Source organism: Cellulomonas humilata (assembly GCF_013359775.1).
GTDB classification, from domain to species: domain Bacteria; phylum Actinomycetota; class Actinomycetes; order Actinomycetales; family Cellulomonadaceae; genus Cellulomonas; species Cellulomonas humilata.
The window spans coordinates 1-12,878 of the sequence record NZ_JABMCI010000057.1 but is presented as its reverse complement, the minus strand read 5'-3'; the positions used below and the strand labels follow the sequence as shown (position 1 = coordinate 12,878).

Annotated in this window: 9 protein-coding genes and 1 pseudogene; 5 read left to right on the top strand and 5 right to left on the bottom strand. The window is 68.9% G+C overall.

The annotated features are described in order from the left end of the window. Nucleotides 1–8: 8 nt before the first annotated feature. Nucleotides 9–902 (bottom strand): DMT family transporter, encoded by an 894-nt coding sequence (locus HP550_RS07010; protein ID WP_210767776.1) that lies wholly within the window; start codon nucleotides 900–902, stop codon nucleotides 9–11. Nucleotides 903–1,373: 471 nt separating this feature from the next. Beyond that, entirely contained in the window at nucleotides 1,374–4,421 is a 3,048-nt protein-coding gene (locus HP550_RS07005; protein WP_246280654.1) for a heavy metal translocating P-type ATPase, read from the bottom strand. Between the two features lie 357 nt (nucleotides 4,422–4,778). On the opposite strand from HP550_RS07005, the gene HP550_RS07000 reads away from it, so the two are divergent. The 3 genes from HP550_RS07000 to HP550_RS06990 all read left to right on the top strand — a co-directional run bounded on the left by HP550_RS07000 (nucleotide 4,779) and on the right by HP550_RS06990 (nucleotide 7,868). Continuing rightward, complete coding sequence (locus tag HP550_RS07000) at nucleotides 4,779–5,045, top strand: DUF2933 domain-containing protein (protein WP_210767775.1); 267 nt, start codon at nucleotides 4,779–4,781, stop codon at nucleotides 5,043–5,045. Nucleotides 5,046–5,174: 129 nt separating this feature from the next. Beyond that, nucleotides 5,175–5,399 carry a heavy-metal-associated domain-containing protein gene (locus HP550_RS06995; protein WP_175346875.1) on the top strand — a complete coding sequence of 75 codons (225 nt, stop codon included), beginning with the start codon at nucleotides 5,175–5,177 and terminating at the stop codon, nucleotides 5,397–5,399. 126 nt (nucleotides 5,400–5,525) lie between these two features. Next, nucleotides 5,526–7,868, top strand: a complete 2,343-nt coding sequence (locus tag HP550_RS06990; protein WP_175346874.1) for a heavy metal translocating P-type ATPase — start codon at nucleotides 5,526–5,528, stop codon at nucleotides 7,866–7,868. 99 nt (nucleotides 7,869–7,967) lie between these two features. On the opposite strand, the gene HP550_RS06985 is transcribed toward HP550_RS06990, so the two are convergent. After that, nucleotides 7,968–8,384: a hypothetical protein gene (locus HP550_RS06985; RefSeq protein ID WP_175346873.1), complete on the bottom strand. Its 417-nt coding sequence runs from the start codon at nucleotides 8,382–8,384 to the stop codon at nucleotides 7,968–7,970. A 275-nt stretch (nucleotides 8,385–8,659) separates the two neighbouring features. Between HP550_RS06985 and HP550_RS06980 the strand changes: the two genes are divergently transcribed. Both HP550_RS06980 and HP550_RS06975 read left to right on the top strand, forming a co-directional pair. Then, complete coding sequence (locus tag HP550_RS06980; RefSeq protein ID WP_175346872.1) at nucleotides 8,660–9,325, top strand: ATP-binding cassette domain-containing protein; 666 nt, start codon at nucleotides 8,660–8,662, stop codon at nucleotides 9,323–9,325. Further along, complete coding sequence (locus HP550_RS06975) at nucleotides 9,322–10,869, top strand: ABC transporter permease (RefSeq protein ID WP_175346871.1); 1,548 nt, start codon at nucleotides 9,322–9,324, stop codon at nucleotides 10,867–10,869. The genes HP550_RS06980 and HP550_RS06975 overlap by 4 nt, the downstream gene beginning before the upstream one ends. On the opposite strand, the gene HP550_RS06970 is transcribed toward HP550_RS06975, so the two are convergent. Then, a complete protein-coding gene (locus tag HP550_RS06970; protein ID WP_175346870.1) occupies nucleotides 10,860–12,266 on the bottom strand; it encodes an FAD-dependent oxidoreductase in 1,407 nt (468 codons plus the stop codon). The genes HP550_RS06975 and HP550_RS06970 overlap by 10 nt on opposite strands. Before the next feature lie 59 nt (nucleotides 12,267–12,325). Next, nucleotides 12,326–12,878: pseudogene (locus tag HP550_RS06965) on the bottom strand (4Fe-4S binding protein); the annotation flags it as partial.

Below are 12,878 nucleotides of genomic sequence, written 5' to 3'. Positions count from 1 at the left end.
CGGATATCTCATGGCTTCACCGGGCGTGAGGGGTGCACCGACGCGGACTCGTCGGTGTCCGGTGGCGGCGCCCATGCTTGACGCGTAGGGCGCACCGACAGGTAGAGGGCTACCAAGACGACCAGAAGGCCCGCAGCGGTCCAGCCCTGCGGCCGTTCGCCAAGGACGGCCGCCGCGAGCACGATGCCGAAGACGGGCGTCAGGAATGTCCAAGCGGTGAGGGCGTCCATACGGACGCGGCGCGCCTCGGTGAACCACGCGACAGTCGTCGCCGCAGTGCCCACGAAGGCGAGGAAGGCAAGCGACAGAGAAAAGCGCGGGGTCCAAGCTATGGCGGGGGCGCCTTCGATCGCGCCAGCGAGGCCGGCCAGAGCGACGCCGCCGATCACCAGGTGCCATCCGGTCGCGACAATGATGTCGAGACCTCCAAGTCGTCGTGCAAGAAGGGTCCCGCCGGTGACAGCGGCCGCGGCCAGCAGCGAAAGCGCCGCACCGCTACCACCGCCCCCGGGCAACGCCACTGCGAGCAGGCCAGCAAAGCCGACCACCATTGCGGTCGTGGTCCGGGCGGAGAGCGTCTCGCCGTACAGCCACCACGCGGGCAGGAGGATCAGCAGGGGCTGGGCGTTGGCGAGTACCGCGGCCGTGCCGGTGGCTAGTCCCGCGGCGCCAGCGAACATGGCCCCGAACGCAAGTGTCACGTTCACGAGACCCAGGATCGTGAGGCGCCGCCACTCCCCTGGCCCAACGGGGAACGGCCGCCGTTGTATCGCACCGAGCGCGAGCAGCCCTCCTCCGGCGACGAGCGCACGTAGGGCCGCGAACCACAGGACGGGGGCATCTCGCAGCCCCCACTGAATGGCGATGAAGCATGAGCCCAGCGCGGCGGTGATCCACAACATCCGTGCCGGACTGGGTGATCGCCGCACCCCGGATATGGGGTCCGCCGGGCCGCTGCGTCTGGCTGCCATGTGCGGGCCGATCAGCGGTCGCCGTCTGGGCCCGGCGAAGGAGGGCGCACAGACGGTGCGTCCGGGTCGAAGGGGACGACGGCCGGCTGCAACTGGGCGAGCGCCTCGACCGTGAGCAGGTCAGCTCGGCGCACCGGCGTCGTCGGCATGATCGCCGCGGAGGAGGCGAGATCCAGGCCAGCCACGGCCAGCCTGGTGGTCCTCGGGTTCGCCATGATCGATGGTCCTCTCGTGAGGTGTTGGCATCTCGTCGCGTGCTCTGGAGCACCTCGAGCGCGCGCTCGGACGCGTCCGTGACGCGCAGCCAGGCCGTACCACTTCCGGTCCGTTCGCGGCGGTCCGTCTTCGTCTCGCGTCCGTCGGGCAGGCCGCGCGCGCACGGCGGGCGGCCTCCCCGACGGGTCAGCTGGTGACGAACTCAGCCGGGTTGGCCTCGAAGCTCTTCGCGCAGTGCGAGGAGCAGAAGTAGTACGTCACTCCGTCGTGCTCGAGGCTGGCGGCTGTGGCTGGGTCGACGCTCATCCCGCACACCGGGTCGACAACCTTCTGTGTCTTGCCAAACATGGGTTCCTCCTTCTCGTGGTGGTTCTGTTCCTCTTCGTAGCGTCCGATCTCCACCACGGGTTCCGTGGAACGGACTCGGACGACTTCTGGGATCGCCTGCGGCGTGAATCGGCGAAGGCGGTTGGCGTTCGCCACCACCGAAAGCGAAGACAGTGCCATGGCCGCCGCCGCGAGCATGGGACTGAGCGTGATGCCGAAGAAGGGATACAGCGCCCCGGCGGCGATCGGGATCCCGAGCCCGTTGTAGACGAACGCGAAAGCGAGGTTCTGGCGGATGTTGCGCATCGTGGCTCGCGACAGGTCCACTGCGGTGACCAGCCCAGACAGCGCCCCGGAGATCAGGGTGATGTCCGAGGACTCGATCGCGACGTCCGTGCCCGTGCCGATGGCCGAGCCGACGTCGGCCTGTGCGAGCGCGGGGGCGTCGTTGATGCCATCACCCACCATGCCGACGATGTGCCCGTCGGCCTGCAGCCGCTTGACCTCGGCGGCCTTGTGCTCGGGCATGACTTCGGCGACGACTCGGGTGATGCCCACCTGACGCGCGATCGCGGCGGCGGTGTCCCGGTTGTCCCCCGTCATCATGACCACCTCGATGCGCCTGGCCTGCAGGGCAGCGACGGCGGCCGCCGAGCCGGGCTTGAGCGTGTCTGCCACGGCGACGACACCCGCTGCGCGCCCTTCGACGGCCACCAGCATCGGGGTCTTGCCGTCGCCGGCGAGGCGGGCCACGTCGGCCACGAGGGGTGCAGCGTCGATCCCTGCCGTGGCCAGCAGCCGAACGTTTCCGACGAGGACCTCACGTCCACCGACGTAGGCGCGCACACCCTGGCCGGTCACGGAGTCGAATGCCTCCGCGACCGCAAGGTCGAGACCTCGCTCCTTGGCGCCTGCAACGATCGCCGTGGCCAGCGGGTGCTCGGAGGAATGCTCCACGGCGGCCACCAGGGCGAGGATCTCGTCCGCGTCGAAACCCGGGCACGGCAGGACGTCCGTCAGGGCCGGGGCGCCCTTGGTGATCGTGCCGGTCTTGTCCAGCACGACGGTGTCCAGCTTGTGCGCGGTCTCCAAGGCCTCCGCCGAGCGGATCAAGATCCCATGGGTGGCGCCCTTGCCCGTGCCGACGGTGATCGACATCGGGGTGGCCAGACCGAGCGCGCAGGGGCACGCGATGATGAGCACCGAGACGGCCGCAACCAGCCCGAGGACGAACGCGGGCGGTGGGCCCACAAGTGCCCACGCGGCGAACGTCCAGATCGCGATCACCATCACCGCGGGCACGAAGTAGCCCGATACCTGATCCACCAGCCGCTGGATCGGCGCCTTGGACCCCTGCGCCTCGCGGACGAGCCGGATGATCTGCGCCAGCACAGTGTCCGCGCCGACCTTGGTCGCCACGTAGCGGAACGAGCCGGTCTGGTTGATCGTCGCTCCGACGACCATGTCGCCGATGCTCTTCGTCACGGCCATGGGCTCGCCGGTGATCATCGACTCGTCGACCGACGACCTGCCGTCGAGAACCTCGCCGTCGACAGGGAGCTTCTCACCAGGACGGACGACGACGACGTCGCCCATCCGCACGTCCTCGACGGAGACTTCCATCTCGACGTGCTCGCGCACGATCCGCGCTGTCCGCGGTTGCAGCCCGATCAAGGCCCGGATCGCCTCCCCGGTGCCCGCCTTGGCCTTGGTCTCCAGCAACCGACCCAGCAGAATCAGCGTGATGATGACCCCGACAGCCTCGTAGTACACCTCCTGGGCGATCGTCGGCAGAAGGCTCGGCAGGGTGGTCACGATGAGGCTGTAGCCGTAGGCCGCCATGGTGCCCAACGTGATCAGCGAGTTCATGTCGGCACTGCGATGGGACAGCGCCAACCAGCCGGTCTTGTGGATCGGCCACCCCGTGTAGAACATCACCGGTGTGATCAGCGCCAGCTGGGCCCAGCGGTTCATCAGCAGGTCGGGAACCCACCGCGCACCGAACAGCTCTGTCGCCATGACGGCAAAAAGAACCGGAGCGCTTGCCACCGCCCCAACGAGAACCCGCTTCTTCAGGTCGGCGATCTCCGCCGCCCGGTCCTGGGCCTCCGCATCGTCCACACCGTGGGCGCCTTCGTTCGCTCCGGAATCTCTGGCCGGCGCGCGGACGACGATGCTGCCTCCCGCCGTCCCCGTGCCGCAGGTGAACTCGTACCAGCCTCTCGAGAGCGGCGGGATCTCGACCACGGTGACTCCGTGCTCCGCGAGTGGCACATCAATGCCGAGGTCGGCGAGCGTGAACCGCTCGTGCCGGGCCGAATCGTCGGCCGGCTCGAGCCGCAGTTGGACCGCCACGCCCGGCTCGACCAGCACGACGGTTGGGTTGGCGACATCCTCGAGGAGAACGTCGGCGACCTGCAGACCGCCCTCCCGCGAGGTCGTCACCTCGCGGGCCGCCGGCCCGGCGGCCGCGGAAGCCGCGGGAGCTCGCCCCGCCGAGTCCACCGCACCACCACCGCCAGCCACGACGCGCAGACGACCACGAACCATATTCATGCCGCACGCGAACTCGTAGTCGCCAGGTACGGCCGGCATCAGGTCGACAGCGGTGGTCCGATTCGCGGGCAAGCTCGCGTTGACCTTGAAGTCTGGGAACACGACGCGTGAGGTGCAGTCACCACTCTCCTGGCGGTCGAACAGGAGCCGGACTGGCGTGCCGGCGGTGACCTCGACCAGGTCCGGGTTGTAGCCGCCCTTCACCGTCACGGTCACGACCTGCACCCCTCCCTCCAGCTGGGCCTGCTGGGTCTTTCTCGGCGCGAAGAAGAACCACGCCACTACCGCGGTGAACAGCCCGCCAAGGGCCAGGACCCCCACATCCGTCCCGTTCACAAAGCCCACCTTCATTCATCTCGTAGCCACGCATCGACGTCGCACTACTCGTCAGGTATATACCCCCCACGGGTATATGTGGAGGCCGCGGCGATGAAGATCTGACCAAGGATCGTCGGGGCGCCTCGCGGGAGCGAGTGCCGGACGACGAGCGTTGGGCCCTGCCCGGTGCCGTCGGTCTTCCGGATATCGGTGCAGTACGCCGGCACTCCAGGTTTGGCGTCCAGGCGGTTTCTTCAGCGGTTCTTGACAGGGCCTCAGCCGTACGTGGGCACTGCACGCAGGACGCTGCAAGCAGCCGGTCCTCCCGTCGAGCTGTCGCGCGATCGGGTGGACGAAGGCAGACCGTGGACCTAGGGATCGAAGGAGTCGATGACCATGAACCACAGCGGGCTCGGGCATGTGAAGTGGATGGCGCTGATCGCGGCGGGGCTGTTCGGCGTCCTCCTGCTCTTCGGAAACTCAGCCGGTGAGGCGCTGCGCTACGCCATCCTCCTCGCGTGCCCGTTGATGATGGTCGGGATGATGTTCGGCGGACACTCCGGGCATTCCGGGCACGGCAAGGGGCGAGGCGACGAGGCGAGCGCAGCTCCGCGGGCCGACAAGGACGAGCCCGTGAGCCACCACCACACCTCATAGCACGCCCTTCGCGGCTCGGTGAAGTCGGCTGCTCCGCCTCACCTGCCGGAGTCGACCGCCCGCGTGGCCATACCCCATGGGGGTATGATGAGTGTCTGTCAGCACCACACACATGAAGAGGAGCACGCCATGAGCACGACCAACTACGCGGTCACGGGGATGACCTGCGGCCACTGCGTCTCGTCGGTCACCGCCGAGATCACCAAGCTCCCCGGCGTGCAGCGCGTCGACGTCGCCCTGGTGCACGACGGCACATCCCGCGTCGTCGTCAGCAGCGACGCAGATCTCGCTCTGGACGACGTCCGCGCGGCCGTGGACGAGGCGGGATACGAGCTCGTCGGCGAATCGGCGTGAACGATGCGGGACGGCTCGCAGGATTCGGGCTCGTTCTCGCGGCGGCCCTCGGCGTCGGAGTCGGCGTCGGGGCCGCCATCGGGCCGATCGACATCAACCCGGCACCGTCCTCGGTAGACCAGCCCGATGACATGCCGGCCGACCACGAGTGACCACCAGAACGGAGGCCGGGTGACCCAGGCCATTGAGCTCGAGATCGGCGGGATGACCTGCTCGTCCTGCGCCGCACGGATCGAGAAGCGGCTCAACCGCATGCCTGGCGTCGAGGCGAGCGTCAATTACGCGACCGAGAAGGCCACGCTGACGCTGCCCGAAGGCACCACGATCGACGAGGCCGTCGCTGTCGTCGAGGCGACGGGTTACAGCGCCCGCCCTCGTGAGACCAACCGATCCGAGCCGGCTGCTGGTCCGGACGCCGAGGTCCGAGACGAGACGGCGGCCCTACGGCACCGGCTCACGCTCTCGGCCGTCCTCACCGCGCCCGTGCTGATCCTCTCGATGGTCGAGCCGCTGCAGTTCGACAACTGGCAGTGGCTGTCTCTGACCCTCGCCGCACCCGTCGTCGTCTGGGGAGCGTGGCCGTTCCACCGCGCTGCCTGGGCGAACGCCCGGCACGCGGCGGCGACCATGGACACCCTCATCAGTGTCGGCGTCCTGGCAGCCTTCGGGTGGTCCCTGTACGCGCTGTTCCTCGGGGCGGCCGGCAGGCCGGGAATGCGCATGGCGTTCGACATCGTGCCGGACCGCGGTGGCGGAGGCCACGAGATCTACCTCGAGGTCGCGGCAGCCGTCACGGTCTTCATCCTCCTCGGGCGCTACTTCGAGGCAGGCGCCAAGAAGCGCTCGGGCGCGGCACTTCGCGCGCTCATGGAGCTCGGGGCCAAGGACGTCGGAGTCGTGCGCGGCGGGACCGAGGTGCGGATAGCCGTGGCTGACCTGATCGTCGGTGACATCTTCGTCGTTCGGCCCGGGGAGAAGGTCGCGACCGACGGCATGGTCGTCGAGGGTGCGTCGGCCGTCGACGCGTCGATGCTGACCGGCGAGCCGGTTCCGGTAGAGGTCGGACCGGGTGACACCGTCGTGGGCGCCACAGTGAACGCCGGTGGCCGGCTCCTCGTCCGCGCGACTCGGGTCGGAGCCGACACCCAACTCGCCCAGATGGCTCGCCTGGTGGAGGAGGCGCAGACCGGAAAGGCGCCGGTGCAACGTCTCGCGGACAGGATCTCTGCGGTGTTCGTGCCGATCGTGATCGGCCTTGCGGTCGCCACGCTCGGGTTCTGGCTCGGGGCAGGGGCTGGGGCCGAGGCGGCGTTCACCGCCGCCGTGGCTGTGCTCATCATCGCCTGCCCCTGCGCGCTCGGCCTGGCCACGCCCACCGCTCTCATGGTGGGTACTGGCCGGGGCGCCCAGCTGGGCATCCTGATCAAGGGACCCGAGGTGCTGGAGTCCACGCGCCAGGTCGACACGGTCGTCCTGGACAAGACGGGAACCGTGACGAGCGGGCAGATGCAGCTCGTCGAGGTACGACCCGCCGGCACCTCCACGCGCGACGAGGTGCTGCGCATCGCCGGGGCGCTCGAGGACGCTTCCGAGCACCCGATCGCGCGGGCAATCACAGCTGGGGCGCGAAGCGAACTGAGCATCCTGCCTACCGTGGAACAGTTCGCGAACACCCAAGGTCTGGGCGTCTCCGGGGTCGTCGACGGGCATGCTGTCGCTGCAGGGCGGGTGTCGTGGATGGCGAAGCAGTGGGGCCTCCACCTCGACCCCGAGCTGGGAACGATTCTCGAGGCAGCTGAGTCGGCCGGGCGCACCGTTGTGGCCGTCGGATGGGACGGCGCACTTCGCGGTCTACTCATCGTGTCCGACACGCTCAAGCCGACGTCCCGTCAGGCGGTCGCCGAGCTCAAGGCGCTCGGCCTGCGACCGGTTCTGCTGACCGGTGACAACTACCGGGCGGCCAGGGCGATCGGCGCCGAGGTCGGGATCGACGAGGTCGTCGCCGAAGTTCTGCCGGAGGACAAGGTCCGCGTAGTGCGCGAGATGCAGGAGAGCGGACGGGTCGTCGCGATGGTGGGCGACGGGGTGAATGACGCCGCAGCCCTCGCTCAGTCGGACCTGGGTATCGCGATGGGCACCGGAACGGACGTCGCCATCGAGGCGAGCGACCTGACGCTCGTTCGGGGTGATCTTCGGGCGGCGGTCGACGCCGTGCGTCTGTCGCGTAGGACGCTGTCCACGATCAAGGGCAACCTCTTCTGGGCGTTCGCGTACAACGTGGCCGCGATCCCCCTCGCCATCTCCGGGTTGCTCAACCCGCTGATCGCGGGGGCGGCCATGGCGTTCTCGTCAGTCTTCGTAGTCACCAACAGCTTGCGCCTACGGAACTTCCAGGCTGTCTCGCTCGAGGAGAACCCCCGGGCCACCAGCACCGTGCCCCAGCGGGTCGCGGCGGTCCCGGTGCGCTGACGGTCACGCTCCCGCCCAGTCTGGAACGTCGCGCGCCGGCATGCGCCTGTCCGACGGGAGCATGGCCCGGCGCACCCGACTGATGCCCCTCTCTGAGACTCAGTTGTCCGAGGGCGACTCGTGGTGGCCCGCGTGCTCCGTTGGCGAGACGTTCTGCGGGGGCGAATCGACGCCGCTCAGGCGAGGGCCGACGACGAACGTCGACAGTGCGAACATCCCTGCGAACAGCGCGAGTGCCAGGGCGGGCGCCCACCAGCTCGAGAATCGCTTGTGGAGCCGGATCAGGAATGGCACGGACAACGCCAGCCCAAGCGCGCCGAATACGAGCGTGCCCCCCGCACCTGCCACCAGCGCCGTGCCCACCAGCGGACCGACGTGGTGCAGGATGTGCGGCGCCACGCCAGAGACGGCACCGAGGGCGCCGTTGAGCGCTGTCCAAAGAGTGCGCACACCGGAGGGTTGATCTGTCGCTGAAGCGCTCGGTACGACGAGCGGCTGTTCCTTCACGGAGTCCATAGCCTCAGCATTCGCGAGGCGAGCAGGTGTCTCGTGGAGGAACGATCAACGCTCCATGAAGGTTGTCGGGCGGCGGCACGTGCACACCCAAGGTCAGCCCAGCCGACGGGCGATCTCATCTCGGTGATCCCCGGTCGACGGATCCGACGAATCTGCGGTGCCGCGGATCGCACCGGACCTTGACGAGATCTTCATCGCCCCGGCCGCATCCGCTCGCTCGTCGGAGTGCTAGCGTGACTCGCATACCCCCTGGGGGTATGGAAGGAGTCACGGTCATGGACGCTTTGTCGCAGTTGACCGGATCCGGAGGTGTCGTTCTCGCCGCGCACGGCATCGACAAGGCGTACAGGCGCGGCTCGTGGCCCGCGCGGCGAGCCGTCCCCGTCCTCGCGGGCGTCAACTTCTCCATGCACAAGGGAGAAGTCGTGGGTCTCGTCGGTGAGAACGGATCGGGCAAGTCCACGCTGATGAAGATCCTCGTGGGCGCCCTCGCTCCTGACGCCGGCGAGGTCGAGCGCGCGACGCGGCTCGGCTACTGCCCGCAGGTTCCTCAGCTCTACGAGCGGCTGACGTGCGACGAGCACTTTGAGCTCTTCGGCCATGCCTACGGGATCGCCGGCCGGGTGGAACGTGAGTCACGAGCCTCGATCTACGCGGCGCTCGGCTTTGAGCGATACGCACGAGCGCGCGTGAGTCAGCTCTCTGGAGGCACGACCGCCAAGCTCAACCTGGGTCTCGCGCTGCTCGCCGACCCCGAGGTCCTCCTGCTCGACGAGCCTTACGCCGGCTTCGACTGGGATACGTACCTACGCTTCTGGGACCTCGTCGCAGATCGCAGGATCGCCGGGCGAAGCGTCCTCATCATCAGTCACTTCGTCGCCGACGAGGAGCGTTTCGACCGCATCCTGGACCTGCGCGATGGACGGGCGGTGCCACGATGATCCCTGCACTCGTCCGCGGGTTCCTTGCCGACTACGCACGCAACAGGACGAACCTGCTGGTGCTCGTCCTCGTGCCTGTGGCCTTCGTCGTCGCCGCGGCTCCTGCGCTCGCCGACGCGGCTCGGCTCTTGGGTGGGCAGGGCGGCGCGCCCGCCATCGAGGCGGTGACCGCGGGATGGGCCTCGGCCTTCATCTCCGCACTCGCCATGTACTTCCAGGTATCGGCCGGCAGGGACACCGACCGTCGCCTCGTGCTCGCCGGGCTGCCCGGTCGCCGACTCGCACAGGCACGCGTCCTGTGCGGCCTGATCATCGCGTCGCTCGCGTCCGCGGCCGCGCTGCTGGCACTCGTCGCAACCTCAGGCCTGGAGGACCCGGGCCGCGTGGTCGCGGGGACCGTGATGTTCTCAGTGATCTATCTCGGCATCGGTGCGGCGGTCGGGTCCCGGGTGCGCAACCCGGTGAACGGCACGGTGCTGATCCTGTTCATCTGGATCCTGGACGTCTTCTTCGGTCCGACGCTGAGCGGGTCGACGCAACCGATCTCCCGTGCGCTACCGACGCACTTCGTGTCCTTGTGGATGGTCGGCGTCCCGTCCGGGCACGAGGGCCGGCTAGGGGATCTCGGGTGGGCACTCGCGTGGACCGCCGCATCCGCGACGGTCGCGCTCGTGGTTATTCGGCCACCGGGCCGGGCGGCCGCGCGGCGAACGCTCGCCGCCGGCTCCCGGCCGGACCAGCTGCGCGCAGCGCTCGGCACCGGCCTGCGGGAGTGGCGTCGCAACCCGGTGCTGTGGGTGCTTCTCGCGGTCGTGCCGGCGGTGTTCGTCCTGCTCGCCGACGCGATCACACCCTCCGGCTCGACGCCAGTCGTCCTCAACGAGGGCGGCACGCTCGTGACCCGGGCGATGGACCCCGCGCACATGCACGCAGGCACGATGGCACCGATCGCCGTGGCGTCCCTGGCCACCCTGGCGGGACTGTTCCTCGCACTGGACGCCCGCTCCGGCGATCAGCGGCTGACCCTTGCCGGCATGCGTTCCAGCACTCTGGCGAGTGCTCGGCTCACGGTGGTCTCGATGGCGGCGACCCTGGCCACGGTGGCCTCGCTCGCCGTGACGGCGCTGGTCTTCGATGCGCACCAGTGGGTGCTCTACGGCATGGCGAACCTCCTGGTGGCATTGACCTACGCCTTCCTCGGAGTGATCATCGGGCCCGTTCTGGGCCGGGTGAGCGGCGTCTTCGTCGCGTTCCTGCTGCCTTTCATGGACCTGGGCATTGCTCAGAGCCCGATGCTCCGAGGTGCGCCCCCGGGGTGGGCGGAGGTCCTGCCTGGCTACGGCGGGATCCGAGTCCTGACCGACGCCGCGCTCACGTCGACATTCGACGAGGCCGGATACCTCGTGCTGGGTCTTGGCTGGCTCGCCGTACTGGCGGCGGGAGCCTGGACCGCGCTACGGCGCAGCTCGGCCGTGGTGAAACCACGGACCCGGCGCACAGCCCGCGGCTCAGCCCCCACCGCCCAAGCTCACGCTCACGGCTGACGGCGGCTGACAGCAACCATTTCCTCTCGGGGAACGACCTTGATGCGCTCGCGGCCTTGCGCCGCTCCGAGCGACTGCTCGTAGGCGTCGAGAAGCTGCCAGCCGGACCATTCGATGGGGTCGATGCCGCGTTCGATGAGCAGTGCCGTGACTGCCCGGGGGTCAGGGTGCTCGGGTCGCTGCAGGCGGTCGACGTCCGAGACGAGGTGCTTGATGGTCTCGGACGCATCGGACTTCGTGTGCCCGATGAGACCGACCGGTCCGCGCTTGATCCAGCCGGTCGCGTACACGCCCGGCAGGTGCTCGCCGTCGACGTCGACCACGCGGCCCTCGCGGTTGGGGATCACGCCGGCGACGTCGTCGAAGGGGATGTCCGCCAGCGGCGAGCCGAAGTAGCCGACCGCGCGGTAGACGGCCTGGACGGGCCAGTCGTGCAGCTCGCCGGTGCCGGACACGTTGCCGTCCCCGTTCAGGGCGGTGCGCTCGGTGCGCAGCGCGATGACCTTGCCGTCTTCGCCGAGGACCTCGACCGGCTTGTGCAGGAAGTGCAAGTGGATGCGCCGGCTCGACGTGTGCTCCTCGACCTCCAGGAGCGTCCAGTCCGTCAGGGTCTTGACCACCTGCTTGGTCTGGTTCGACGAGTGGATGGCGGCCATCGAGCCCTCGTCGAAGTCGAAGTCCTCGGGGTAGACGATGACGTCGACGTCCGGCACGTGACCGAGCTCGCGCAGCTCCAGGGGCGAGAACTTGACCTGTGCGGGGCCGCGCCGGGCGAACACGTGCACGTCCGTGACGGGCGACGCCTTCAGCTGGTCGTAGACGTTCGCGGGAATCTCTGTGGGCAGCAGGTCGTCGGCGTGCTTGGCCAGGATGCGAGCCACGTCGAGGGCGACGTTGCCCGCGCCGAGGACGGCGACGTGCTGGGCGTTCAGCGGCCACGTGCGCGGGACGTCCGGGTGCCCGTCGTACCAGGACACGAAGTCCGCGGCGCCGTAGGAGCCGTCGAGGTCGATGCCCGGCACCGGCAGGCTCGCGTCGCGGATGGACCCGGTGGAGAAGATGACGGCGTCGTAGAACCGGCGCAGGTCGTCCAGGGTCACGTCCGTGCCGTAGTCGACGTTCGCAAGCAGGCGGATGTCGCCGCGGTCGAGGATCTTGTGCAGGGCGACGATGATCTGCTTGATCCGCGGGTGGTCGGGCGCGACGCCGTAGCGCACCAGGCCGAACGGCGCGGGCAGCCGCTCGAAGAGGTCGATGCTGACGTCAAGGCCGGCCTTGGACAGGATGTCGGCGGCGTAGATGCCGGCCGGGCCGGCGCCGACGATGGCGACTCGGAGCGCCGTGGGTGTGGATGGGTCCGTGGTCGTCTCGTGTGCCGTCGAGCGGGGCGCAGGCATGGGTCGGCCTCCTGGGGTCGCGGTGAGAGGGTGATGATCGGGAAGGCGGTGCCCACTGCTCACATGCGGTGGGCCATGGGGAGCAGGAACATCCACACGTTGATCGCACCGAGCAGCGCGATGATCACGACGTAGGGCGTCAGCGTGGAGCGCCTGCGGGCGGCGGTGCGGTATCGGCGGTAGGAGATCCGCTTTGCGGTGTAGATCGAGCCGGCGATCCCGAGGGCCAGGAGCGCGAACTGCAGCACCTGGATGGTGCCCGTGCTCATCAGTGCCGGGTCACCGCTGACGCCGGCACCGAACAGGTTGGCGACCGTGTAGTAGACCGAGCCGCCCTCGGCGAGCAGGTGGAACAGGTTGTGCGCGAGGTGCGCGGCGACGTCCAGGGGGATGAGCGCGTACCCGAAGCGAGCGAAGTTCATCTTGGTGTCTTCGAGGTTGCGGCCCGCCGCGATGCGAGATGCGAGGGCGAGCAGGCCCACGGGCACCGACACGGCGACGGCGAACGCCACGGTGAAGATGACGGCGTAGCTGGTGATCCCGGTGAGCGCCTCGATCTGGGCGAGGACGCTGTTCCAGACCTCGAGCATGGTGATGTTCTGGATCAGGACG